Below are 26,150 nucleotides of genomic sequence, written 5' to 3'. Positions count from 1 at the left end.
GCACGCGGCACCAATTCCCTACACTCACCCGATGCTGCGCCCGCTGCTGCTGCGACTGTCGCTCTCGAACAAGTGCCTGCTGCTCTTCGGCGGGGCCATCACGATCCTGATCGCGATCGCCCTGACCGTGCCGTGGCTGCGGATGAACGGGCTTGTGCGGGCCGGGCAACTGGAGATCTCGCGCGAACTGGCACAGGTCTGGATCGAACTCGACCAGCCCGAAGCCCTCCTCGTCGCCGGGGCTTCGATCACCGAGACCCCTGCCGACGAAGCGTCATTCAACGATTTTCTCACGCGCGCGGCGCGAGCCTTCACCCGCCCCAAACCCCGTAATGAACTGCTCGAAAGCACCTGGGAAGGCGGGAGCAAGAGATATCGATACGCCCGCGCCCGCCGCGACGAGGCGGGCACGCTCGTCTCGATCGTCAGCATCGAACAGCGCTCCGACGGTGCGGCGGCCAACCTGGCGATCAACACACTCTACCTGCTCGCCGCCGGGCTGGTGGTGCTGGGCGTGGCCGTGCTCCTGTTTCGCGCGATCCTGACGCGGATCATTCTCTCGCCGGTGCGGTCGCTGCGCGAGTCGGCCGAACGCGTGCGCGACGGCGACCTGGCGACGCGCTCCGAGATCCGCACCGGTGACGAGTTTGAGACCCTGGCCGAGACCTTCAACCTCATGCTCAGCGACCTCGAGATGAAGCAGGACCAGTTGCGGGCGATCAACTCGGCCCTGGACGGGCGCCTGACCGAACTGACCGAAGTCAACGCCGCCCTGGCCAAGGCGACGCAGCTCAAGAGCGAGTTTGTGGCCAGCGTCAGCCACGAACTGCGCACGCCCATGAACTCCATTCTCGGCTTTGCCGAACTGCTCGCCGAGATCGCGCGGGCCGAGCACGAACGGTTCGTGACGGATTCGCAGTCGATCCCCGTCGCGCTGACCAAACGGCAGCGCTACCTCGACAACATCATCAGCGCGGGCCGCACGCTGCTCGAGATGATCGAGTCGCTGCTCGAGATGGCCAAGCTCGAAGCCGGGCGCATCGAGGTCAACCCCGCGCCCATGAGCGTGGGGGCGACGTGCGAGAGTCTGGTCGCCCTGATCGACCCGCTGGCGCGGCGCAAGGGGCTCGAGGTGCAACTGGACGTGCGCTCCGATGTGCCCATCATCGAGACGGACATCAAGAAGTTCAGCCAGATCGTGTTCAACCTGCTGTCCAACGCCGTCAAGTTCACCGACAGCCCCGAAGGCAAGCGCGGGCTGATCATCCTGCGGGCCGAACGCCTCGCGCCGACCGGGCTCTTGAGTCAGGATGCGCGCGTGCGCGTGAGCGTGATCGACAACGGCCCGGGCATCAGCGCCGACGATCAGAAACTGCTCTTCGAAAAGTTCAGCCGCCTCGACCGCGACGGCACCCGCCCGGGGACGGGCCTGGGTCTTGCCATCTGCCGCGAACTGTCTGGCGTGATTCAGGGCGAACTGCAGATCGTCAGTCAGGAAGGGCACGGCTCGATGTTCAGCCTCATCGTGCCGCTGCGCCTCGACCCGACGCGCGCCGCCGAGACGCGGCTCGAAGCCCGTTTCCGCGCCGACCTGTCTGGGCGCAGTGACCGCGGGCAAGGGTAATGCCGCGGGCATGCACTGGGACGCGCCGCGGCGCTGCGCATGCTTCTGAGCGGAGTCGCCGCGCCGGGACGGTGTTTACTTCGGTGGGGGCATGCTGCTGGCACGCTGGAACGGATAGTCCTCGATCGAACGCAGCACGATGGGCCGCACGACGACGAGCGTCATCGGGTGGTGCTGATCCGGTCCCGGGCAGAGCAAGAGCACAGCGCCGCCCTCGGCCACGATCAGCGGGCCTGTGCCGCAGCCCGTGCCCGATGCGGCATTGGTTATGTCCAGTTCAGTCTCCACGCCGTGCTGCGCGAGTTGGCCGCTGATGGCGATTGTGCGCGAGCCGATCGTGGCGCCGGGCTTGTCGGTGAATGTCGATTCGATGCGGGCCGATTGGCCGGGCTGTGAGAGGATCGATGGAGCCGCCACATGGACCGCGCCGGGGAACGCGCTGATCGACTCGATTGCGGCGGGGACCTGAGCGGCGCTGACGAGCCCGAGCCCGCGGGCCCGCTCGCCCCGGGCGATCTGGAGCCTGCCATCGGGTGCGATTTCAGCCGTCAGCGGTACGTCGTAGACGTTGAACATCCAGTGGATCGCGGGATACGCGCCGTCGAGCGGATCGAACGGCGGGGCGTGCGTTTCCTGGGTTTGTGGAGCCTGAGTCTGGACCGGCTCGCTGCGCACCTGATGGCGAGTGGGGCTGCACCCGCAGGCCAGAAGCATGATTCCGATCATCGCCGCGCTTGGTATGGCATGCATCATGTGTGTTCTCCGGATGTCATTATCGTACAGAATGCCCGCTGGAAGCACGTCACGCGATGGTAACGATCAACGCTCAAAGGCCGTCACTCAAGCACCGTTGGCGCAAGGCACGTCTCATTCGAATGCAGGTTCGGCAAGATACAGGCGGGTGCGGTAGCGAAGAGTCACGAGCGATTCGCCCGAGTCCGGGTCAATTTCGGCGCACGAGTCGAAGAGGGCATTGAGCCCGGCAGCAAGGGTGTCGTAGGCCGGGCCGGCTTTGGGGCAGTATGACGCGCTGCGGGCGCGGCCGAGAAGCCCCTCGCGCGACAGACGCTGCGGGTGCACGAAGGTCAGTTCGCGATAGTTGGTAAAGAGCGGACTGGCTGCCAGCGCCGCAGCAGGCTCAACAAAGAGATCCGGCAACGGCGCAGCAGCGGCCTGACTGATGAGGTCGGTGTAGGTGCGTGTGGCCTCGTCGGAGAGGTCGCGCGTGTTCCACATCAGCGCGAGCCGGCCGAGGCCCGAGAGAATGCGGCGAAACTCGGCCAGCGCCTCATCGGCGCGGAACCAGTGAAAAGCCTGTGCACACAGCACGAGCGTGATCGAGCCGGTGTTCAGGCCGGTATCCTCGGCACTGCCCTCGTGCGGCAGGACACGCTCGTGCGATGCGGCCGCATCTCGCATCGCGGCGTTGGGCTCGACCGCGACGACCAGCGGGCCAAAGGACGCCAGCTGGCGCGCCGAGATGCCCGTGCCCGAACCGATGTCGGCAGCGGTGAGCATGTGCGGATAGCCGAGGCCTTCGAGCATGGCGGGGAATGCAGCAACCGGGTAGTCTGGGCGGAAGCGTGTGTAGTCGTCGGCACGCGAGGTGAAGCGCATTGTCGGATGTGGATCGTCGCTCATGGCTGTTGGTCCTCGAATCGTTTGCGGGCCCTTCGCTTGGCAGCAAGCAGATCGCCGGGAGCATCATCAGACGGCGGCGGCTGCGCATCACGCTCGATCGGAGCCGCATGGCTCTGATCGCGATTGGCGCGTTGCTCCTGAATCTTGCGTTCATGAGCCTGGGCGCGGCGTCGTTTGGCGTCCGCGACCGCCTCGCGTGCGTCCTGCGATGTGAGGGCAACGGGGGACACCTCGCGCTCATGGGAACGCCGCGCCAGCAACAACTCGGGGGCCCGAACATCGCGCGCAGCGACGGCCTCGCGCATGTCTCGTCGCAGATCGACGCCGAAGCGGCGACTGATGAATCGATCCCACGCGATGCGGCGCGTGCCTACGTCGAGCAGGAACACGGCCAGCGCCCACGCAAGCAGGTACGGCCAAATCGGGCGGCTGGTCCGCGCAGGCGAAATAGTCGAGCGATCAAACAGCAGCGGCGTGCTTGCGCGATCCATCGCCATGTCGAGTGAAAGCACACGCCCGCCGGTGCGCTCGGCAATTTGGCGCAACAGCCCGAGGTCGGGGCTGAGGCGGGCCAGTTCGGCTCCGGCAGGAAGCGTGGCGCCGGCAAGCAGCGGCGTGAGGCGCGACGTGCCCAGGCGTGGTCGGGCGATGACGATGTACGATCCCTCAGCATCGACGGGCACAAGCGCCTCATACGAGCCTGGTCCCTTCTGCGACAACACCACCTCAAAGCTCGAACCCGCAGGCGCAAAGACCGTTGCGGGAACAGTCAGCAGGTCGAGCGGACGCAGGTCGCGATCGAACGCGTCGAGCCCGATCGAAAGCATGCCTCCCGAAACATCGACCGAGAGTTCGGAGTTGGAATCAGCAGGCACGCGCGCGGCAGTCCGCGCGAGTTGAATCCAGAACTGACGGTACGTTGGTGCCTCAAGCCACAGTTCGGCCCAGCGGTGCGCATCGGATGTGAACGCACCGACCTGTCCGAGGCCCACGTTCCAGTGCGAAAAGATCGGTTCGCCCTCGGCAGAGATGATCGCGTTGGTGATCGTCGCATCGTCGCGAAAGCGGGCCATGACGTGCCCGAGCAGCGGCGGTGGGTCAACAAGATCGGCCGTCAGGGGCGAGCCGGTGGCCGGGACAATGAGCGATGTTTCACGCTCGCGCAGGAGCGGGCTTCGGACGACGCGCACTGCCTTGAGGAAGATGCGCGGCAGGGCATTGGGATTGACTACCGCGAAGAATGTTCCGCCGCCTTGCGAGGCGATCTGGTTGAGGCCAGCATCATCGGCGCCGTCGCCGACAGAGATGGTCGAGACACGAATGTCCTGGCGCGACAGTTGAGCAGCGAGTGCAGGCAGTTCGCCGGCATCGGTCGAGACGCCATCGGTCAGCACGATGATCTGCTTGTTGCGCGCGTCGGCTGCGGCGAGCTGGCGCCCGGCTTCGCGCAGTGCCGGACCGAGGGTTGTGCCGCCGCCAGGAGCAATCGCGCGAACACGGGCAGCCGTCTGGTCTGCGTTCGAGTTGGGAGCCAGCGGCGCGATCACGCGATACGCATCGTTGAACGCGATGACGCCGACAAGATCCGACTTGTCGAGCGAGCGGATGGCAAGTGCAGCAGCTTCGTTGGCAATCTGCTGCTGTGATCGCATGGAGCCAAGCACGTTGGCCGCCATCGAACCAGATTGATCGAGCACGAACACAATGGCAGCTTCGGGCGCGATCAGTTGATCGGGCAGATCCATGCGGATGGGAAGGAGTGCTTCGACAGTTGAGTTGTGCCATCCGCCTGCGCCGAAGGCGTCGGGACCGCCGATCATCACAAACCCGGCACCAAGGTCACGAATCGATGAGGCGAGCAGACGCTGCTGGTCGTCGTCGATCTCGTCGGCGGGCACGTTCTGAAAGAGAATCAGGTCGTACGGCTGGAGCGAGAGCATGTCGCGAGGGAACGCGCGCGGCGGAATGGTCTGTACGTCGATCCCGGCTTCGATCAGAGTTCGCGAGAGTGTCGCGCCCGGACCGACCGGGGATCCATCCGAAACTCCATCGACAAGCAAGACCGAGCCGCGGCCCGGTGTGAGTGTAAATGTTGAGGCAATATTGTTGACCAGCGTCGAGTCGCCGAGAAAACCGCCATCGATGGGGTCCGGTTCGAAGACGGCCGAGAAGCGGTGCACACGACCGGACGGGAGCGGGACCGTGAGCAGTTGAATGCTTCGGCCTGGGGTGAGCGTCACACGGCGCGAGGGCCCAGCAGCCGGAGACAGTGCGATATTGACAGGTTCCCCTTCGCGCAGCAGCGAGAGTGTGCCCTGGGTATGTGATGTGCTGTTGAAGATGGCGCGAAGGGTGATGGTGGATTCACCGGCAGCGTGCGGTGGCGCGTCGAGCGACTCGAACACGACTTCGTCCTGGACGTTGTAGTCAAATGCAATCACATCGATTGGTGTTGGGGAGCGAGCGGTGGCCGTGGAGTTCGCGACAAGTTCTGATGCGGTGTCGAGAGCCGAGCCGGTTGTCTGATTGCCATCGGAGAAGAGAATGATGCGTCCTGTGGCATCGGGTGGGATCATCGAAGCGGCGAGCCTGAGGGCGCCCGCCAGATCCGTGCCCACCATGCCGGCCGGTTCGAGCGGGCGTGTGAGCACGTCGGCACGCGATGGAGACGCGACGGCGATGGATCTGCCATCAAACGCGACAATGCCGAGCAGATCATCAGGCCCTCGATCCGTCGTCGCGAGCTGAAGAAACTCGCGCACTCGCTCGCTTGATTCGAGGCCTGTGGTCGAGAAACGAAGGACCGACTCCGAGAGATCAACCACCGCTATCACAGCCAGAAGTTCAGTCTCGCGCACACGTCGAGCGCCCGCAAGCATCGACGCGACAAGCAGCAAGAGCACCGCTCGGGCCGCGATAGCGCTCAGGCGGCGTGCGAGGATCATCGACCTGAACCAACGCAGCGCTACCAGCGCGAGCGGAATCGCAGCCAGCGAAAGCAGGAGTCGTTGAGGATCGTCGAATGAGATGTTCACGATTGGGGCTTCATTGGGTTCAACGATCGGGGGCGAGATCAGTCCGAGCGAGGGGGTGAGGCCGGTGCGTCGGCATCGCGACCATCCGGAGCCACGATGGAGCGATGTGTCCGATCCTCATATCGGCGGTATACGCTGCGTACAAAGTCGCGGTATCGGCGTGGAATCGCCTGTCCCTCGATCGCACGTTCGGCACTGGCGGCTGCATCGCGGACCTGCCCCGCGAGCGTGCCAGGATCGGAAGCCGGAAAATCCCCAGGCGGAAGCGTCGGGGCAATGTCGCCGATGTTGCGCCCAGAATCTGAACTCGCGCGGCGGTCGCGGGCATCAACTGGCGTGGTCGACGGCGACCAGGGGGGAGCCTCGGCCGGTTCGTCGGGCGCTGAATCGCGAGCAAACTGACGCGCCAAGTCCGCGATACGCTCGCGCTGCTCCGGAGAAGCGCGGCTGAGCAGTTCCTGTGCCTTGTCGCGCAGCGACTGCGACTGAGACGCCTTGCGCATAGCTTCACGCTGTTGGTGGCTCATGTTCTGGAGTTGATCTAGTGCCCGATCAACCGCGTCAGGAGAGGGTTGCCCATTCGGCTGTTCCTGCCCCTGTTCCTGCCCCTGTTCCTGCCCTTGGTCCGCTTGCGGTGATGCTGCCGAATCAGCCTGTTCAGGCTCCTGTGCTGCCTGATCCCCCCGCCCGGGTTGCTGCGATGGATCTTTCGGGGGCGATGGCGGATCACTCGAACTCTGAGTGGATTGCTCGCGTGCGGACCGTTGCGCCGCTGGATCGGCTTGAGAGGGATCGCCCTGTTGTTGTTGTTGTTGTTGTTGTTGTTGTTGTTGTTGTTGTTGTTGTTGTTGTTGTTGTTGTTGTTCGGAAGACTGCCCTTCGGGGGTCTTGGCAGCATCGGGTTGTTGCTCCTGCTGCGATTGCTGCTGTTGCTGGTTCTGCTGCCCACTCTCACGCTGTTCGGTCGGCGGCTCGTTCTGCCTGATCTGCTCAGCAACGTCGCGGAGATTGCGACTCAGATCGCGAGCGGCTTGGCGGGCTTGATCGCGGCGTTCCTGCTCAGTCTGCTGCTCGCGTTGTTGCTGATCAAGAGCCTGGTCGGCAGGAGAAGGTGGCTCAGGCGATGCAGGTGGTGTTTGCTGCATCGGCGGTTGAGCGGGCGGTTCAGTTGATTCAGGCTTAGACTCTCGAACCTCCTCGATGGGTGGCGCAGATGGTGTCGGAGGTGTGGTTTCAGCTTCGTTCGGTGGCGAGTCCGCGTCCTGCGCAGCGTCGCGAGGCTGTGTCTGCTGGTTTTGCGGAGCCGGATCCTGCTCGGTGCCAGACTCCTGATCGCTCGGCGTCTGGTCAGGGCGTGCAAATGCAGGATCCGGCAGATCCGCGGCGTCTGGATCGAGCATTTCGGAAAGCTTCCGCAAATCCTCAGCCATCAGTTCTCGCTCGAAATCCGGCAGCGCACGAGAACTCTCAATCAGTTCACGCAGAGCCTCTCGCGCGGCTGCGAAATCGGCGTCGCGAAGTGCTTCACCCAGCATTCCTGCTTGGCCAAGTTCATCGGGCGCAACGTTGCGGAGGTCTTCCGCAAGCATCTCGGCCAGCGGTGAAGGGTCTGCACGCCGGGCTTCGGCTTCGAGTGCCTGGGCGCGTTCTTCGAGTGCAGCAGCCGAATCGATCGCAGCCTGATCCGGAGCGCGCCGACCGGCAGAGAGTTCGGCTTCGATTTCGCGTAGCTGTGCCAGCACCTGCTCATCGGCTTCATCAATCGGGGCATCCGGTTCGCGTGAGTCTTCGATTGCTCGTGCAGCTTCAGCAATGGCCAGCCGTGTCTGGCTGCTCAACACCTGTTCCTTGTCATGGTGCATCCGCGATGCAGCAAGTGGAACATACAAAACGGCTGCGACAGCAGCAAGGCTCAGCATGGGCCACAGCACCCACGCATTGCCGAAACGAACCAAAAGTGCATCTGAAACTCGGACGTTTGAAGCAGCAGTTTCGGCGTCACGGACGGCCAAGACAACGAAGGCAGGATCGACAGCAGACGCGGACCTCGACAAGTCCAGTGCCGACGAAAGGCGATCCTTGAGGTTCAGTGCGCGATCCACCGCAGCAACTGACTCGATAAGTGGGCGTTGACGCCGCAGCGTCTGCAGAATCGCGACGATGATTGCAACGATCAGCGCCGCAGTAATGACGATTAGCCCAAAATCGCGACCCAGGAAATGTGCCGACACAACCCCCAGCACCAGAGCAGCGATGGAGGCGACCAGGAGTGAGCCCCCAACGCTCGCGACCAGTGTCGCAACGAAATGGCGAGAGCGAGCCTTCGTGGCCACCTGCATCGTCTTGATCGGGCGATGTTCCATGTAAGTATTGTACGCGATCCGTACTACACTTCGTTTGCAGTTTGACTACGCTCAGGGCATGGATACACACGCGTTACTCTCGATGCTGGTTTCCGGGAGAAGGCTTGACGCGCACGAGTCTGAGGATCTCTTCTCGCGGCTGCTGGCGGGCGAACTCGATGAGGCACAGATCGGGGCTGTGCTCGCCTTGCTGCAGGCCCGCCCAATTGGCGTCGATGAACTCTGCGGGGCCGCCCGTGTCATGCGCCGACACGTCACCCGCGTGAAGGCGCCTCGGGGCGAGAGATTGATCGACACCTGCGGGACTGGCGGCGGGCCCAAAGTTTTCAATGTCTCCACGCTCGCCGCGATTGTCGCTGCCGGAGCAGGCGGGCGAGAGGGCCGTGAACGTGTGTTTGTCGCCAAACACGGGAATCGGAGTCGCACAGGGCGCGGGTCGGCCGAGGTCCTCTTGGGACTCGGCGTGCGGGTCGATGCAAGCCCCGAGGTGCAGTCGCAGTGTCTGGAAGAAGCGGGGGTTTGTTTCTGTTTTGCGATCCATCACCACCCTGCGATGAAGCACGCAGCCGGGCCTCGCCGCTCGCTCGGGATGCGCACGATCTTCAATTTACTAGGACCTTTGACGAACCCCGCGGGAGCGCAAAGGCAGTTGATCGGGGTGTACGCAGCCGATCTCGTCGAAACCATGGCGCAGTCTTTGGCACAACTCGGCGCCGAACGGGCAATGGTCGTTCATGGCCTTGATGGACTTGATGAACTCTCAACGAGCAGCCCGACGCTTGTGGCGCATGTCGAAAGCGGGCGTGTTCGTGTTGAAGAAGTCGATGCGCAATCGCTCGGCCTCGCGAGCGCGTCGCACGAATCGCTCTCTGTCGACGGGCTTGAAGCGGCGGTTGCGGCTGCGCGGGAGATCCTTGATGCGCAGCGCGGCCCGCGTCGCGATCTGACAGTGCTCAACGCTGCCGCGGCCCTCGTCGTTGCCGATGTCTGCCCATCGCTTTCAGAGGGCATCAAGGCGGCTGAGGAATCTATCGACTCTGGCTCGGCAAGGAAAGTCCTGGAAACTCTCGTCAAGGTTTCGCAGCGTTCCGCGACGCCTTGACTTCGCCTGCCATGATCGTCGTTACTCCCAGAAGCGATTGGCCGATGTCATCACCAAAGTAGTATCCCTCGTTCGATCGGGAAGAGAAAATGTTGGCGTCGACGCCGATGCGCGAGTTGGTGGGCGGGGAGAGCCAGATAACGAGATCGATGTCATGGCGCTCGGCCACAAACGAGCGGACAACATTGAAAAGCTCATTGGAATCATGGGGCAATTGACCACGCCGCGACTTGAGCTCGGCAACAAGCGTGATGTGCTCATCGGTTACCGCATCCATGTCACGCCGCAGCACGGGTCCGTCGCCGAGCAGCGTCGCGCCAGCGTCTGTCATTGTGAGCGTTGCGGAATACAGAGCGTCGGAAAGCGATGAAGGAAGCGGATGCTTCAAATCAGATATCACAAGTATGCGTTGTCCACCCAGACTGTCGTACGAGATGGTCTTGATCGAGGAAGGAACTGGGTTGGGCAACGAAGGGGCTGGTGCTTGATCCACTTGGCCGTGAGCAATCCCACCCTCCTGCATGATCTTGACACGAGATGATGTGGGAACGAGGATCAGGAGCGCTCCCAGGCCGACTGCAGCCACAAGCAAAACGATAAAAATCGAACCGACGATACCCGCGTTGATACCTGTCGGATCCGGCGTTTTACCGTGTCCGCCACGACGCGATGTCACACGCGCCTGTGCCGAACGGCGACGGGCTGCAGCACGACCACGCGCTTCGCGCAGTTGATCGGCAGCACTGGCTCGCTCCGATTTCGGGCGAAGGGAACGCGCATGCGGTATCGGCAGATGCGGCGCGGGCCGAGGCGTCCGGCCACCGGCAACAAGACCACCCAAATACACGCCAGCAGGAACCGACGCGAGAATGTCATCGGCTGGATACTTGACTGGATGCTTGGCGCCACCGTGTCCCGCGAGGTTGTACTTTCCGGTCCACCAACTGGTCACAGCAAGCGAAGGGCGACCGAGCAGACGCTTGGGCACCGGACGTGCCGGTGACTCCGGCACACTCGCGCCGCCAGCCGGGGCTGCATGCGGGACGGGCGGAGGTACCGGGCTGGCTGCGTGCGCCACTACGTCCACAGGCGCATGCGGCAGATCAACCGGGCGCTGGCTCATGCTTGGAAGGTCGATCGGACGCACCGCGAAAGGATCGACAGCCGCAAGAACGGCGTTGACATCCGCAAGCATCTCGTGCGCCGACGCGTACCGCTTGTCATAGTCCGCCATCGCGCGGCGAACGATCCAACGCACGGCTTCCGGACAGCGTTTCGTGATCTGACTCAGACCGCCATGAGCAGGGAACGAGTTCTCGATGATCGAATACAGCACGGCACCGGCTGCATACACATCAAAACGTGTGCCGTCGATCTGATGTACTTTCACCCCACGCAAGGCCTGCCGTACGAGTTCCGGGTCGCGGAAATACTCGGTGCCATGCGTCGTCAGGGTCATTGCGCTGCGCAGCGGCGTGACGAGACCAAAGTCGACCAGGTGTGCCTGCTTGCCGTCAACGATAATGTTGTCTGGCTTGACATCCTTGTGCCACAGGCCCCCGTCGTGATACGCGGCAAGTGAAGTCAGTAGGTCGGTCGTGTACGACAGCGTGGTACGGAGATGATGGTCTGAGAGCCCTTGCGCCGGCGACAAACCGTGCATGCGGGTCGTCAGTGTCGCGAGCGATTCTCCTGGAACATACCGCATCACATAAAAAAAGCGATCGTTCGTCAGTTCATGCTCAAACACGAGCCCGAGTTTCTTGGCTGCGTCAAGGGCACGACTTTCGCGCACGATCTGCGGCAGGCTCGATCCATCGTCGAGCCGAAAACTCTTGATGACAACCTGATCGATCGCGCCAAAGCCCTGCCGTTCGAATGCTGCGCGCTTTATCTCATTTGGTTCGGCAATAAAAAGCTTGCTCCCCGAACCGCCGCCCGGGAGCGAGCCGATGATCGTGTACCCCTCGAACATGCCGACGCGGCGTGCGGGCTTGTCTGCTCCAGGGGCCTCGGCGATGACGCGCGGGAGCCGCTTTTCGAGTCCCTCAGTGACCCCACCCAACCCAAGGAAACGCAATGGGTGCCCAACGATCAGCCGATACACGCTCACGCTCGCAGTCTTGACTTCATTCTTGAACGCACGCCCATAGTGGGCCGACGCCGACCACCGCCCAAGCACAACATTCAGAACCGTCAACGGTGCCAGTATGAACAGAAGGACAACGGCACCAATGGTGCGGAAAAAGTCAGAGAACATGCCGATGACAAACCGCCCGATGTGCCGCGCCACCATGCCCAGAACGGCAAAGCACTTGACCAGAAGCCAGATCGCGAATACGCCAATGACGACCGCGGCGAACAGCCCCAGTGTGACGAGAATAAATGGTGGCACGGCGGACATGTCGGCTCCAGTGCGTGTACGTGGGTGTCAGCCCAGAAGTTCCTGCTCGTCATGACGCCGAAGTTCGAGTTGCCGATGGTAAATCTCGGCAATGGCATCGTCGAACATCGAGTCGTCGTTCTTGTCTGAACCTGCTTTGGGATTGAGGGAAAGCCCGTTTCGTGCAGCCTCCTCCCGTTCCTCCTCCGTGAAGGAATAGGTCAGCATGACTTCTGTCAGTTTGATCCGCAGGAGATCGCGGATTTTCGCCAGTCGGCGGCTCACGGTCGGCTCGCTGATGCCCAGTGCCGAAGCAACGTCCTTTCCGCTCTGTCCGTCAAGCACGCGCATGCGGTAGATAGAAAAGTCAGTGAAATCGGCTTCACGTTCGGCCATCCGAATGGCAGCCTCGACCTTGCTCCGGAACACGCCTTCTTCGTACGCCCGATCCACGCTGCGTCCATCGCAGGCCGACATCCACGTTTCATCGAGCAGGGCGGCCGTCTTTCCACCGCCGCGTTTGAGCGCCATGCGGCGGTCCATCTCATCGCCCAGCACATGCTTGGCAATCGCCAGCAGCCATGTCGAAAAGCGCGCCCCACGCCCCGGGTCGTAGCGGTCGATGGACGACGAAAGGGCAGCGAGCGTTTCCTGCGAGAGGTCGCGAACAGTCTCAGCCCCAATGCGCCCCTTGCCCCATTTCGTCAATTGTGCGCGAATGATCGGGCCGAACACCTCCCAGAGTTCGAACCATGCGCCTTCGTCATTGGCGCGGAGGCGCGCGATGAAACTGGTCGTGACCTGAGTGAGCATTGCATCCGCCCTTCTGGCTCGCGCAGGACCGCGCGCCCCCCGTTGTATTCCGATCAGGGTTCTGGGGATTTCGCGCCCCGAGGCCTTGTGTGGACTCCCACAAGGATATCGAGACCCAGACGGATTGTGCACACAAAGCGGGGCCAAGGGCTTCGAAATGGGGTTTTATGGGTGAATCCGCCTGATATAGGGCGTTGGACGTCCCGCAAGGAGACAAACTGGGGGTGTGCGACCCTGGGTGTGAAATTGAGCGAGTGCATTTCGGAATGAAACCTGTGCCCAACCGCCCAGGCGAGTCGGGCGCATCTGAACACAACCGAGGCGTGAGGCCTCGCAGGAACGAGCAACAGCGAATCAGGAGGTTACATCATGGCACTCGTCAAAGGTATCGTTCGTGTCGCAGTCGTCGGCGCTCTGACTCTTGGAGCAGGGGTTGTTGTTGCCGAGTGGGCAAGTCCCGGATCTGTTCGTGCCATGGCCGGACAGGCTCGCGGTACCCTGAGCCGCACCATCGACAGCAAGATCGAAGACCCGATCGCCTTGCGTGCCCAGATTCGCTCGCTCGAAGCCGAGTACCCGAAGAAGATCGGCGAGGTTCGGGGTGACTTGGTCGATGTGCAGGAGCAGATCAGGCAGTTGCAGCATGAACTGGCGGTCAGCAAGAAGGTTGTTTCCCTGACGTCAACCGATCTCGCACGTCTCGATGAGCAGATCGGTGAGGCACGCACTGTGCAGGCCGCTCATCAAGGCGCAATTGTTCGTATTTCGTTCAATGATCGCTCGCTCGCGCTGCCCGATGCTTACTCCCGCAGGAATCAGATCGAGCAGACCGCCAAGTTCCATTCGGGACGGGCAACAGATCTTTCGCGTGATCTGACCTACCTCACGCAGCAGGAAGAGCAGTTGGCAGCCTTGCTCACCAGGCTTGAAACCGAGCGCACCGAGTTTCAAGCTCAACTCTTCCAACTCGACGCACAGATCGACGCCATTGGTCGCAACGATCGCATGATCGCGACGATGGAGAAGCGTCAGTCGACGATCGACGAGTATTCTCGCTATCACGCGAGCAGTCTGGACCAGTTGCATCGCAAACTCGCGAGTATTCGCAGTCAGCAGCAATCAAGGCTGGACTCGATCGGGCGGGAAACACAGCACCGCGATTACGAAACCGAGGCGCAGTACCTGATCCAGCAGGACGCCAGCGCGGCAGGGCGCGACGTTCGAACCCTGCCGAGCGCGGGGTTCCAGACCGAGGTTGAAGTTATCGAGATCAAGCCTCAACAGGCCGACACGGGAAGTGGCAAACCACTGGCGTCGCGTCAGTGACCCTGGGCGGCCCGAGGCCGCCACTTTCCCCGAGGCCGGGGTTCGCCGATTGCATCCCCCTTCGGCAGCGTGACCGTCGTGGCAGAGGCGTAAGATCGTCTCCGTCAGGGCGGTCACGCTCCATTTTGTCCCCAAGTCGATGGCCAAGGCATGGATTTGTTCAGTTCTCGATAGGGGGTAGTGGCTAAATCGGGTTCAACCCGATAACTTGATGAGAGTTTCTGTCGCTCGATGGGGTCATGGATTGACCCGAGAGGAATCCGTTTGTGTGATGCTCGATAAACTTCTAGGATTTTTTAGCGTCGACATGGGGATCGACCTCGGCACCTGCAACACACTTGTTGCGGTGAGGGGTCGTGGCATTGTGCTCAATGAACCGAGCGTCGTCGCGGTGAAGAAGGGAACCAATCAGGTTCTCAAGGGCGGGCAGGCAGTGGGCTGGGTGGCCAAGGAGATGCTCGGCAAGACGCCGGGCTCGATCACCGCGATCAGGCCATTGAAGGACGGCGTGATCAGCGACTTCGAAATCACCGAAGCCATGCTTTCATATTTCATCCGCAAGGTCTCGGGGCGAAGCTGGATCTTTCATCCGCGCGTCGTGATCTCGATTCCGTCGGGCATTACCGCGGTCGAAAAGCGAGCCGTCTTCGACTCGGCCGAGCGAGCGGGAGCAAGACGGACGTATCTGCTTGAAGAACCTATTGCAGCGGCAATCGGCGCGGGGCTCCCCTTTGGCGAACCGACCGCCAGCATGATCGTGGACATTGGAGGCGGCACGACCGAAGTCGCAGTCATGTCGCTGGGTGATATCGCGACGTGCGAGTCTGTGCGTGTCGCCGGCGACGATCTGGACGAAGCCATCATCGCTCATATGCGACGGACTTACAACCTCATGATCGGCGAGCAGAGTGCCGAGCGTGTCAAGATCGAGATCGGTTCGGCTGCCAGCTCAGGAGAAGAGACTTCGATGGAAGTCCGTGGGCGCGACATGATCTCTGGCCTGCCTCGCAAGACGGTCATCACGAGTGAGGAAATTCGGGAGGCACTGCAGGAACCGGTCAATGCCATCATCGAGGCCGTGACTCGGACCCTTGAGCGGGTGGAGCCCGAACTTGCTGCGGACCTTGTGGAAAACGGGATTGTGCTGGCGGGCGGTGGCGCGCTGCTTCGCGGGCTGCCAACCGTAATCAACAAGGCCACGGGGCTCGAAGTCAGGCTCGCGGACGACCCGCTGACGTGCGTGGCACGCGGAACAGCAATTTATCTCGAGAACATCGAGGAATGGCGCGACACGCTTGAGAGCGACATGGATCTTTGAGCACACCCGCACGAACGGGCCTAAAGCAGGCGAGGAGTCGAGCACAACGCAAGGATGCCGAGTTCAAGAGCCACAACCCACACTGCTCCTGGTGGCCGACCGCTTGCGGTGACGGTGGTGGTACTCTGTGTGCTTGGGCTCATGCCGCTTCGGTTCACCGAGTCGTGGGTCAAGTGGTTTGGCGGCCTGGCCTGGCGCGTGATCGCACCGGTCAGCCACCCGATTTCCGAACTGACACGTTGGGTTTCGCCGGACCGTTCGACCGCGTTGTCTGATGCTCCCGAGGCGGTACTGGCGCAGGAACTGGAACTGACCAGGCAGAAACTGCTCCGCGAACAGTTGGAGAATGATCGATTGAGGCGACTCGTTGACGACTTGCAACGAGGGTTTGCGCTCGATGCAGGCGTGCCCGTGCGATTGCTCGCCAGACCCGTCATCGGAAACCCGAGCGATCTCTCCGGCGGGGTGTTGATTGTGCGGGCGGGCTCGGGTGACGGCGTGACGACAAGCACGGTGGCAACATACGACGGAATGCAACTTGTCGGGCGTGTCGAGCGCGTACAAAGCTCAGTGTGCGAAATCCGACCCATCACAGCCCGTCGGAGCGGTCGGGTCGATGGCGTGGTCATGCTCAGTCCTGACGGCGAAGCCACGCTCAATTGCAGCCTGACCCCCAACGGCGACGGGACACTGTCCGGCCCGGTGACGGAGCTCGGTCCGAATGTTGACGCACCCGAACTCGCGCTGGGGCAGGATGTGCGACTCATGGCGCGCGATGGTTCGTGGCCTACAAGCGCCCAAATGCTCCTCATAGGGCGCGTTGTCGCGATTGACCCTGCCCCGGGCCAGCCGCTACGGAGATGGATCACGGTTGAGCCGCTTGTCGAACTGCGCACCATCAGTCAGGCTGTACTGCGCATTCCGGTCGATGGCGAGGAGCGTGCGCCATGAACTGGTTGGCCTTCGCGGTGGCGGCGTGGTTGTGCCTCGGGCTTGAATTGGGCCTGAGAGAGATGTTGCATATCGGGCCTCAAGGAATCGCACCGAGTTTCGTCGTGACACTTGTTGTGTTCGTAGCCCTCAACGCTTCTCAACGAGCCTCGCTCTGGGCAGCGATTGTGCTTGGAGTGCTCACCGATCTGACTGGTTCGATCACGACTCTGCCGCGAGGCACGACGCTGCTCATCGGCCCGCACGCGGTTGGATTTGTCATTGGTGCGCAAGCAGTGCTCGCGCTCCGCGGCATGGTTGTCAGTCGTAACCCAGTTGCTATGGGTGTGCTTGCCATGCTTGTGGGCGTTATCTCCTCGATCATTGTCGTCGCATTTCTGACCGTGCACAAGCTCATCGGCGACCCGATCGTGTGGGAACCAACTCAACGACTCCTCGACGGATTGCTCAATGCAGCATTTACAGGCATCGTGGCGTCGGTCTTGGCCATCGCGCTGATTCCTATGTCGGGCCTGTTCGGGTTTCCGCAGTCGCATCGGCGTTTCGGGCACTGAAGCTCGCACTGGAGATCGAGAACGTGTCGGATCGAAAGGCATGTGTGTTCTTTGACGATGGCCGCGGCATGCTCGAGCCGCTCTGCGACCTGCGCGCCAGTTTCGAAATTCGCACCGGCGCGCTCACATCGCTCGAACGCATCACGCGCACGCTCCGACTCGAAGCCGTGGCGGCCTACGTGCCCGAATCGATACGCAGGTTAGTCGAGGAACGGCATACGTTCGCTGTGAACCGCACGCCCGCGATCGACGGTTCCAAACCAATGCTCCTGATCAATGGTCGATGTCCGCTGCCGCTGGACGTGATGGAGGAACTGCAACCCGGGCAGGCCGCTGTCGAGAGATCATCGGGCGATCTGATCTGCGCCTTGCTGACTTGGTCCGAGATCGAGCGATTGCTCGCGGGCGACAACCCGACGCGCGAAGCGATTGTCGTTGAAGATCGCGTATTGCTGGCAAGGCCGTGGGATGTGATTCATCACCGCAATCGGGCTATTGCGATTGACCTGTCGCTGCTTGCAACCATGCCGCGCCGTGACATGTCGGATTATCCGTGGATGAACGGGGAGAACCCCTTGAGCGTACATCCGAGTGCTCGCATCTCGGCCGGTGTCACATTTGATCTTGACGACGGGCCGATCGTGGTCGATGAACACGCGGTGCTGCGATCGGGTGCAGTGCTCATCGGGCCAACGTATGTCGGAATTCGATCAACGGTAACCGAGCAGGCGACAATCCGCGGCAACACGGCCATCGGCCCGGTGTGCAAGGTCGGCGGCGAAGTCGCGGGCACGATCTTCCAGGGCTACTCGAACAAGGCCCACGAAGGCTATGTCGGCGATTCGTGGATTGGTGAGTGGGTCAATCTCGGCGCGGGCACGACGACCAGTAACTTGCTCAACACCTATGGCGAGATATCCGCCGTTGCCGCGCCTGGTTCGGGTCGCGAACACACGGGCCTGCAGTTCCTCGGCGGCATCATTGGCGATCACGCCAAGACAGCAATTCATACGCGGATCATGGGCGGGAGCGTCGTCGGCACGGGCACGATGTGGGCCGCCACACGCGCTCTGAGCGGGGCGACGTCGCGCTTCAGTTGGGTGACCGACGAGGGGGCCCGCTTCTACCGCCTCGGGCGATTCAACGACGCGATGGACGCGATGATGGGCCGACGGCACCTACAAGCCACCAACGCGATGCGAGAGCGTCTGGCACGCCTGCACGCAACCGCGAGTTCCTGACCCGGTTCGGCCGGGAGACTCGTTCCGCGGTGCTGCATTGATATCCTCTGGGCATGAAGACGCTGTACATCATCGATGGCTACGCGCAATTCTTTCGCGCCTACCACGCGATCCGCACCCCGATGACCAGCCCGGTCACGAAAGAGCCGACCAACATGACGTTCGGTTTCGTCGGCATGCTGCTCAAACTGCTGCGCGGCGAAGGCGCGATGGGAAGTCCGCCCGATTTCGTCGCCGTCGCGCTCGATGTCTCCGGCGATCGTGGCACCTTTCGCAGCCAGTTATATCCGGCCTACAAGGCCAACCGCGATGAACCGCCCGAAGATCTCAAGCCGCAGGTCGAGCGGTGTCTTCGGTTGCTCGAAACAGTCGGCGTGCCCGTACTCGGTGCTGAGGGTTTTGAAGCCGACGACGTCATCGCCACCATTGCGACCGCGTGGAGCGAGAAGCACCCCGATGTGCGTGTCCGCATCATCAGCAAGGACAAGGACCTCAAGCAGCTTCTCGGCTCGGGCGCACCGCCGACCGAAATGTACGATGTGCATACCGACCAGCTCATCACGGCCGAGACACTGCGCGATGAAACCGGCATTACGCCATCGCAGGTCATCGACATGCTCACGCTCATGGGCGACACGGTCGACAATGTGCCCGGCGTCAGCGGCATCGGGCCCAAGACCGCGGCGCAACTCATCGCCGAGTTCGGTTCGCTCGAAGCGGTGCTCGCCGAGGTCGTGGCTGACAGGCCCGCAAAGGAATGGAAGATCAAAGGCAAGCGCCGCGAGAACATTCTCGCCGCGCGTGAGCACCTCCCGCTGTCGCGCCAGCTTGTCTCGCTGCGGCACGATACGCCTGTGGCGCTCGATCTTGCACAGGCCAGTGTCGAACGGATCAATCTTGGGGCCTTGCTGCCGGTCCTGCGGGAACTGGGCTTTAACCGCTATCAGGATGAAGTGCGACTCATGCTCGGTCAGAGCGAGGGTGGGGCGGTTTCGCCGATGCCCGATTCCGCTGCGCCAAGGGGAGCGAGCGACAGCAAGACGTCAGCAGCACCGCGCATCGTCGGCGGCCTCTTCGACGCGATCGAGGATGCGACGCCGCGCGCTGTTGCGAGCGGGACATATACCTGCGTCACGACGCGAGCGCAACTCGACGAGGTGGCCAAAGCCATGCGCGCCGCCGAACTGGTCGCCATCGATACCGAAACGACCGGCTTGCGTCCGATGTGGGCCCATCTGTGCGGCATTTCCTGTTCGGTCGAGCCGGGCAGAGGCTGGTACATCCCCGTGCGTGCCCCGGTCGGTGAGGCGCACCTGAGCCAGGCCGAAGTCATCGAAACACTGCGTCCGGTGCTCGAAGATGAATCCATCGCCAAGGTCGGGCACAACATCAAGTACGATCTGATCGTTCTGCGCCGCGCGGGCGTGCGTGTGCGCGGGCATCAACCGACGATCGACAAGCCTCGCGCCGGCGACACGATGGTCACCAGTTCGCTCATCGACGCCTCGCGCTCGAGCCACGGCATGGACGCCCTTGCGCAGGCGTTGCTCCATCGCCAGAACATCTCGATCAAGGATCTGATCGGCGTCGGCAAAAACCAGCGCACGTTCGATCAGGTGCCGCTCGCGCTCGCGACCGACTACGCAGCCGAAGACGCCGATGTCACACTCCAACTCGCGCATGTCATGCTCCCGCAGATCAAGGCCATGGGTCTGACCGATCTCTATCGCGATGTCGAGATGCCACTGGTCGATGTCTTGGCCGAGCTCGAGTTCAACGGCGTGCTTCTCGACCCGGCCGAACTCGAACGACAGCGTGCCCGGCTCGAAGCGCGCCTCGTCGAACTGCGGCGCGAGATCGCTTCAGCAGCCGAGGACGCAGTGGGGCGGGGTTTTGATCCCGATTCACCAAGGCAACTCGCAGCCGTGCTGTTCAACGCGCCGACTTCAGCCGAACCGGGTCTCGGTCTGCCCGCGGGTCGCAAGACCAAGACAGGCTATTCGACCGACGCCGAGGTCCTGGAGAAACTCGCGATGGATCCTGCGGTCGAGAGCGAACTGCCGCAACTGATCCTCGAATACCGGCAACTGAGCAAACTGGTGAGCACCTATCTCGTCAACCTGCGCGATGAGATTCATCCTCAGACCCGGCGCATCCATGCGAGTTTTCACCAGACCGGTGCCGCGACCGGCCGCCTCAGTTCGAGCGATCCGAACCTGCAGAACATTCCGATCCGCTCGCAGCTCGGGCGCGAGATCCGCCGCGCGTTCGTCGCGCCGCCCGATCATGTGCTCATCACGGCCGACTATTCGCAGATCGAGCTGCGTCTGCTCGCGCACCTGTCGCGCGATCCTGGACTCATCGCTGCATTCGAGGCTGGTGAAGACATCCACCGCGCCGTCGCGGCGCAGATTCACAACGTGCCGCTCGACGCCGTCACGCGCGAGCAGCGCAACGGCGCGAAGATGGTCAACTTCGGCATCGTCTACGGCATCACGGCCTTCGGGCTGGCGCGGCGCCTCAAGATTTCCAACGCCGAAGCCTCGACCATCATCGACGACTACAAGCGCCGTTTCTCGGGCATCACGACCTTCCTCGAAGAGTGCGTGCAGCAGGCCACACGCTTCGGCTATGTCCAGACGATGCTCGGGCGGCGCAGGCCGATCACCGACATCGACTCAAACAACCCCAACCGCCGGGCCCTGGCCGAGCGCGTCGCGATCAACAGCGTCGTGCAGGGGTCGGCTGCCGATCTGATCAAACTCGCGATGATCGACCTGCACCGCCGCATCGGCGCGGCGACCGCAGGCGAGGCGCTCGCTGGCGTGCGGATGCTCATCCAGATCCACGACGAACTGGTCTTCGAGTGCCCGCATGCGCAGGCCGAGGCGGCCAGAGCGGTGATCGTCGAGCGCATGGAGCGTGCGATGGCGCTGCGGGTGCCGATCGTGGCCGAGGCCGCCATCAGCCGCAACTGGTTCGAGGGTAAGTGAGGCATCAGCCCGCGAGGAAATTCGTTTTTTTCCTTCGGTGAACAGGCCGATTTTCGGTATACTCGACTGACTTAAATCGATGGGCATATTGCCTGATAAGGAGCCCCATGCACACAAGTCCTCCTTCCAATCCCGTTTTTCGCTTCATTCCGCTGTTTGTTCTGTTGTCCTGCGTGCTGTTGCTGCTACCTGCCCCGGCTTGTGCAGATGATGAGTGCGAGCCGCACTGGGTCGCCGGTCTATTTTGCCCTCCGGGAATCACCGGCTTCGTCGATGTGATGGCGATATGGGACGATGGTACCGAACAGGCCGTCTATGTTGGTGGATCGTTTACCATTGCTGGTTGCGCCAACGATGTTCAAAACATTGCCAAATGGGACGGCACTTCATGGTCATCGCTCACAGGAGCAAACGGAACAGGTGTCAATGATGTAGTTCGTGCGTTACAGGTTTTTGATGATGGCTCTGGTCCGGCACTCTATGTGGGCGGCAACTTCACAATCGCTGGGGGTGTGGCAGCCAATCGCATCGCGAGATGGAGCGGGACGGATTGGTCTGCTCTCACAACACAAGGCGGCAACGGAGTCGGCGGTATTCAATCCGCTCGCGTTCAGGATCTTGTGGTCTTCGATGACGGCACTGGCGCAGCTCTCTATGCGGGCGGGGCATTCTCCACAGCCGGCGGGGTGACGGTCAATAACATTGCAAAGTGGAACGGGACGAGTTGGCTCGCGCTGGCTGGAAGCCAAGGTACAGGGGTCTCTTCAACCGTCAATACGCTTGCGGTCTTCGATGACGGTGCTGGGCCGGCGTTGTATACAGGCGGTCATTTTACATTCGCCGGTGGCATCCCAGTCAATCGCATCGCTCGATGGGACGGGACCGAGTGGACCTCACTCACAGGCTCGAATGGGGAAGGGCTTACGGCTGTGACCTTTGTTCCCAATGTCAGAGACATGGTTGTCTTCGACGATGGCAAAGGAGCAGGCCTGTTCGTCGGTGGCGTGTTTACCACGGCGGGCGGCACAGCCGCCAACCGCATCGCCAAGTGGGATGGATCTGAGTGGCACTCTCTCTCCGGCCCGAGTGGGAACGGGATCAATGAGTTCGTCAACGCCCTTGCTGTCTTCGACGATGGTACCGGCCCGGTCCTGTACGCGGGGGGAATGTTTTCCACTGCCGGTGGGATATCGGTCGAGAACATCGCCGCGTGGAATGGCTCTGAGTGGTCCACGATGCCTGGGGTCCAGGATTCCAGTTCTGATGCGTCGATCAGTTCCTTGATTCAATTCGATGACGCCTCTGGCTCGAAGCTCATTGTTGGGGGCGTTTTTAATACCGCAGGTGGAGAACAATGTGAAAGTGTGGCATCCTGGAGTGGATCGCAGTGGACAGCGCTGGTTGAACCAGCCAACAAAATCGGCACCACGCACGAGGTGCACTCGTTCGCTACATATGACGACGGTTCAGGGCCGGCTCTGTTCGTAGGCGGTCCGTTTACACGAGCTGGCGGGGTTGATATTTTCTACGGAATCGCAAAATGGGACGGGCAAACATGGTCTGAGTTGAACGGACCTGGACCGTACAGCGGGCTGACCAGGGCTGCCGATTGCTTGGTGGTCTTTGACGATGGTCTCGGTGGTGGACCGGCCTTGTACGCTGGTGGTTCGTTTACTCTCGCCAGCGGCATCACGGCAAACCGGATTGCCCGATGGAACGGCACGACGTGGTCCGCTCTCGAAGGACCCAACGGAATCGGAATGAGCGGTATACAAATTCAGGTACGGGTGGCAGCCCTCAAAGTGTTTGACGAAGGCACTGGTCCGGCGTTGTACGCAGGGGGGCACTTTACCACCGCTGGCGGCGTGACAGTCAATCACATCGCCCGATGGAACGGCACGCTGTGGTCCGCGCTCACAGGGGACGGCGGCATCATCGGGGTAAACAACGCAGTGGAGGCCATCGAGGTCTTTGACGACGGCACAGGTCCGGCGCTGTACGTCGGTGGAGCATTCATCACGGCTGGTGGAGTGACCGTCAATCGTATTGCTCGGTGGAACGGCACAACTTGGTCCGCGCTGAGCGGCCCAAATGGAACGGGCGTAACGCCATTTAGTGTCTATGCCTTGACGACTTTTGATGACGGCACTGGCCCAGCCCTCTATGCGGCAGGGAACTTCGGGACAGCTGGTGGTGCTTCTGCCAGTCGCATCGCGCGATGGGACGGTACAAACTGGTCCTCACTCGGAATCCCGGGCGAAAATGCCATCCATAATGCAATCCGTGCTCTTACGGTCTTCGATGATGGCACCGGACCGGCTCTGTTCGCATGTGGCGCTTTCTACAGCATTGGCAACCTCAACTGCAGCGGCGTCGCGAAGTGGAACGGCTTTCAATGGTCTGGTCTCTCTGGCCCGGCCGGTATCGGAGTATCGGGTACGAACGATCTGTTTGTTCGAGCGCTGGCGGCTTTTGACGACGGATCTGGCCTGGGACTGTACGTTGGCGGCTCGTTCAAATCTGCTGGAGGAATCGTGTCCGAAAACATCGCCAAGTGGCAAGCGTGCCCGATGGCTTCGCCACCATGCCCAGCGGATGTCAATGGCGATGGGGTCCTCAACTTCTTTGATATCCAACACTTCCTTGCCGCATTCTCATCCGGGAATCCCGCTGCCGATTTCAACGGTGACGGCACTCTTGACTTCTTTGACGTGCAGCTGTTCCTCGGCCTCTTTGCGGCTGGGTGTGATTAATGCATTTGGTTGGGCGGCAACAGCCTTGTCGAAGTATTTGGGCTATGGGTTGTACAGCACTCAATCTCGTGGTATGCTGGCCCGGCTACCGGCTTCGATAGCCTGCTGCGCGTGGGTCGGCGCTCTGGAGGGGGCCGCCGCGCGATCGGGCACGAAGCGATTGAAGAGGAGAAAGATTCCGATGATTGACCGAACACTGAGTACTCTCGTCCTTTCAGCGTGTGCGGGCCTCGCCGTCGCGCAGGCGACCGACGCTGACTTCCAGCGACATCTCGCCGACCCCCGCGTGGCCACGATCCACAACGTCGCTGCCGAGCCGTACTTCGACCAGCAGTCTCCATTGTCGGTCTATCCGCAGATGATCGCCGTGTATCTCGACCCCGCAGCCCCTGCGCCGCAGCGTGCAGCGGGCGGCGTCGCAGGTGTGCTTGCAGCCGCGAATCTCGCCGGGGCCGAAACACAGGCCAGTACGGTGCCGGGGTGGACCTACGTCATGCTGCCGGCCGACGGAGCGAGTCTGGCATCGGCTCAGCAGGCCGTGCATGCACTTGCTGCTCTGCCTGAGGTCGGCATGGCGTCGCTGGTGTATCTCGGTCAGGGCGGCCTGCCTGTGATTCCCACACGCGACCTGCTCATTGCGTTCGATCCGAGCACGCCCGACATGGTGCAGAACGCTGTTCTCGCATCCTTTGGCGCAGCCGCCATCGAGCGCGATGCCGCGGGCATGGCCGGTCTTGTGCGCGCGCGAACCGACGCACTCACTGGCGCAGCGATGCTCGACATCGCACAGGCTCTCAACGATCATCCGCTCACGTTGTGGGCACAATCGGACCGCATCTTCTGGGCCCGTCGCATGGGTGGCCCGCCCAACGACCCGATGTTCGCCCAGCAATGGGCTCTCGAGCAGGCAAACAACCAAGACATGGACGCGCTGGCCGCATGGGCCATCACGATCGGTGATCCAGCCATTCGCGTGGTCGTGCTCGACAGCGGCACCCAGCAGGACCACCCCGACATCAGCCAGGTCACCGGCCAGTCCTTCACGGGCACAGGGACCAACGGCGGTCCGGGCAACTCGTGCGACAACCACGGCACGGCTGTTGCCGGATGCATCGCCGCGACCATCAACAACGGCATCGGCATTGTCGGCATCGCGCCGGGCACGCGCGTGCAGGCGGGCAAGATCTTCAACGAAATCAACTTCTTCGGGTTCTGCCTGCCGTTCCTCGAGTCGCAGGATTCGTGGACCGTGGCGGGCATCAACTGGGCAGCGAGCAGCGGGGCACGCGTGACCAACTCTTCGTGGGGGGGCGGCGCAGCGTCGGCCGCGATCACCACGGCGTTCAACAACACCCGCGCCGCGGGCGTGCTCCACTTCGCCGCCGCGGGCAACGACGGCACAAGCACCGTCAGTTTCCCCGCCAATCTCGCTTCGCTCAACGCTGTTGCCGCCTTGGCCAGCACCGGCGATCGCGCGAGTTTCAGCACCTACGGCAACGGGTTGTTCATCAGCGCGCCCGGGGCCGCCGTCCTCACCACCGACCGCACCGGCAGCGCGGGGTACGCCAGCGGCGACTGGACCACCATCGACGGCACTAGTTTCGCTTCGCCCTATGCAGCCGGGGTCGCGGCACTGGTCTTGTCAGCAAACCCAGCGCTGACGCCCGCGGAGGTCGAGGCGATCCTCGCACAGACCGCCGTCGATAAGGGCACGCCCGGTTACGATACCGACTTCGGCTGGGGCTTTATCAACGCGGGGGCAGCGGTGGCCGCAGCAGCAGGCACGTCTCCATGCCTGGCGGACTTCAACGGCGACGGCGAGCTCGACTTCTTCGACGTATCGCTGTATCTCAGTGCCTTTGCAAACCTCGACCCGATCGCCGATCTCAACGGCGACGGCAACTTCGATTTCTTCGACGTCAGCGCGTTCCTCAGCGCGTTCAGCGCCGGATGTCCATAAGAGTCGCATCGATCAGGGTGCGATCGCACTGATCACACAATCGGACCCACGGCTTTGGTCGTGGGTCCTTTTTTGCGCGCCAGGGCCGCAGAG

16 protein-coding genes are annotated in these 26,150 nt (G+C 62.2%); 10 read left to right on the top strand and 6 right to left on the bottom strand.

The window, feature by feature from the left end; translation table 11 throughout:
- The first annotated feature begins 31 nt into the window (after nt 1–31).
- Nucleotides 32–1,624: a HAMP domain-containing histidine kinase gene (locus tag KF757_08675; GenBank protein MBX3323048.1), complete on the top strand. Its 1,593-nt coding sequence runs from the start codon at nt 32–34 to the stop codon at nt 1,622–1,624.
- Between the two features lie 75 nt (nt 1,625–1,699).
- Here the strand turns inward: KF757_08675 and KF757_08670 are convergent, their stop codons facing one another.
- The 4 genes from KF757_08670 to KF757_08655 all read right to left on the bottom strand — a co-directional run bounded on the left by KF757_08670 (nt 1,700) and on the right by KF757_08655 (nt 8,663).
- Entirely contained in the window at nt 1,700–2,377 is a 678-nt protein-coding gene (locus KF757_08670) for a hypothetical protein (protein MBX3323047.1), read from the bottom strand.
- A 114-nt stretch (nt 2,378–2,491) separates the two neighbouring features.
- Complete coding sequence (locus KF757_08665) at nt 2,492–3,265, bottom strand: class I SAM-dependent methyltransferase (GenBank protein ID MBX3323046.1); 774 nt, start codon at nt 3,263–3,265, stop codon at nt 2,492–2,494.
- Nucleotides 3,262–6,300, bottom strand: a complete 3,039-nt coding sequence (locus KF757_08660) for a VWA domain-containing protein (protein ID MBX3323045.1) — start codon at nt 6,298–6,300, stop codon at nt 3,262–3,264. Before KF757_08660 ends, KF757_08665 begins: the two co-directional genes overlap by 4 nt.
- Before the next feature lie 38 nt (nt 6,301–6,338).
- Complete coding sequence (locus KF757_08655) at nt 6,339–8,663, bottom strand: hypothetical protein (protein MBX3323044.1); 2,325 nt, start codon at nt 8,661–8,663, stop codon at nt 6,339–6,341.
- Nucleotides 8,664–8,721: 58 nt separating this feature from the next.
- On the opposite strand from KF757_08655, the gene trpD reads away from it, so the two are divergent.
- On the top strand, nt 8,722–9,765 hold the full coding sequence (gene trpD / locus KF757_08650; protein ID MBX3323043.1) for an anthranilate phosphoribosyltransferase: 1,044 nt from the start codon (nt 8,722–8,724) through the stop codon (nt 9,763–9,765).
- On the opposite strand, the gene KF757_08645 is transcribed toward trpD, so the two are convergent.
- Entirely contained in the window at nt 9,734–12,169 is a 2,436-nt protein-coding gene (locus KF757_08645; GenBank protein ID MBX3323042.1) for a hypothetical protein, read from the bottom strand. The two genes, trpD and KF757_08645, sit on opposite strands and share 32 nt — an antisense overlap.
- 27 nt (nt 12,170–12,196) lie before the next feature.
- Nucleotides 12,197–12,961: a sigma-70 family RNA polymerase sigma factor gene (locus tag KF757_08640; protein MBX3323041.1), complete on the bottom strand. Its 765-nt coding sequence runs from the start codon at nt 12,959–12,961 to the stop codon at nt 12,197–12,199.
- Between the two features lie 369 nt (nt 12,962–13,330).
- Between KF757_08640 and KF757_08635 the strand changes: the two genes are divergently transcribed.
- The 8 genes from KF757_08635 (at nt 13,331) to KF757_08600 (ending at nt 26,057) form a co-directional block, all read left to right on the top strand.
- Entirely contained in the window at nt 13,331–14,287 is a 957-nt protein-coding gene (locus tag KF757_08635) for a hypothetical protein (GenBank protein ID MBX3323040.1), read from the top strand.
- 271 nt (nt 14,288–14,558) lie between these two features.
- Nucleotides 14,559–15,605, top strand: a complete 1,047-nt coding sequence (locus tag KF757_08630) for a rod shape-determining protein (protein ID MBX3323039.1) — start codon at nt 14,559–14,561, stop codon at nt 15,603–15,605.
- Nucleotides 15,606–15,659: 54 nt separating this feature from the next.
- On the top strand, nt 15,660–16,556 hold the full coding sequence (locus tag KF757_08625; GenBank protein ID MBX3323038.1) for a hypothetical protein: 897 nt from the start codon (nt 15,660–15,662) through the stop codon (nt 16,554–16,556).
- Entirely contained in the window at nt 16,553–17,110 is a 558-nt protein-coding gene (locus KF757_08620) for a hypothetical protein (GenBank protein ID MBX3323037.1), read from the top strand. The genes KF757_08625 and KF757_08620 overlap by 4 nt, the downstream gene beginning before the upstream one ends.
- A gap of 23 nt (nt 17,111–17,133) precedes the next feature.
- On the top strand, nt 17,134–18,351 hold the full coding sequence (locus KF757_08615) for a hypothetical protein (protein MBX3323036.1): 1,218 nt from the start codon (nt 17,134–17,136) through the stop codon (nt 18,349–18,351).
- Between the two features lie 53 nt (nt 18,352–18,404).
- Nucleotides 18,405–21,344 carry a DNA polymerase I gene (polA, locus tag KF757_08610; GenBank protein MBX3323035.1) on the top strand — a complete coding sequence of 980 codons (2,940 nt, stop codon included), beginning with the start codon at nt 18,405–18,407 and terminating at the stop codon, nt 21,342–21,344.
- Nucleotides 21,345–21,451: 107 nt separating this feature from the next.
- A complete protein-coding gene (locus KF757_08605; GenBank protein ID MBX3323034.1) occupies nt 21,452–24,097 on the top strand; it encodes a hypothetical protein in 2,646 nt (881 codons plus the stop codon).
- A gap of 181 nt (nt 24,098–24,278) precedes the next feature.
- On the top strand, nt 24,279–26,057 hold the full coding sequence (locus tag KF757_08600) for a S8 family serine peptidase (GenBank protein ID MBX3323033.1): 1,779 nt from the start codon (nt 24,279–24,281) through the stop codon (nt 26,055–26,057).
- The last annotated feature ends 93 nt before the right edge of the window (nt 26,058–26,150 follow it).

This window comes from Phycisphaeraceae bacterium, assembly GCA_019636795.1.
Classification (GTDB): Bacteria; Planctomycetota; Phycisphaerae; order Phycisphaerales; family UBA1924; genus JAHBWW01.
This window is presented reverse-complemented; position numbering and strand designations above follow the sequence as displayed.